1 protein-coding gene is annotated in these 380 nt (G+C 73.4%); it reads left to right on the top strand.

Annotated features, from left to right (window positions below):
- The coding region (locus I6F37_RS45125) for a sensor histidine kinase (protein WP_225155148.1) at nt 1–346 on the top strand (346 nt) is incomplete at its 5' end.
- Between the last annotated feature and the right edge of the window lie 34 nt (nt 347–380).

The raw sequence follows: 380 nt of genomic DNA, 5'->3' as shown, positions 1-380 counted from the left end.
GCTCGAGCTCTCGCTGGAGCCGATCCTGGTCGGGGCGGACAAGGCGAGCCCGATCGCCCTCATTCTCAACGAGCTGCTCACCAACGCTCTCAAGCACGCCTTCCCCGATGGCCGAGGCGGCAGGCTGAGCCTCACCGTTCGCCGCGAGGGTGCGGATCTGGTCGCCGAGATCGAGGATGACGGCCGCGGTCTCGCCACCTCCGCGCCGGTGGGCGGCTTCGGCTCCACCCTGGTGCAGACCCTGACCCGCCAGCTGCGCGGCCGGCTCGACTGGCCCGCCATCCCGCAGGGGACGCGGGCGCGGCTGCGGCTGCCGGCGGCATCGGACCTGGATCCGGGTGTCTGAGCGCGTCACGGCGTTGAGGCGCGGGCCCGCACGG

It is taken from the genome of Bradyrhizobium sp. NBAIM08 (assembly GCF_020193935.1).
In the GTDB taxonomy this organism is placed as follows: Bacteria; Pseudomonadota; Alphaproteobacteria; order Rhizobiales; family Xanthobacteraceae; genus Bradyrhizobium; species Bradyrhizobium yuanmingense.
This window is presented reverse-complemented; position numbering and strand designations above follow the sequence as displayed.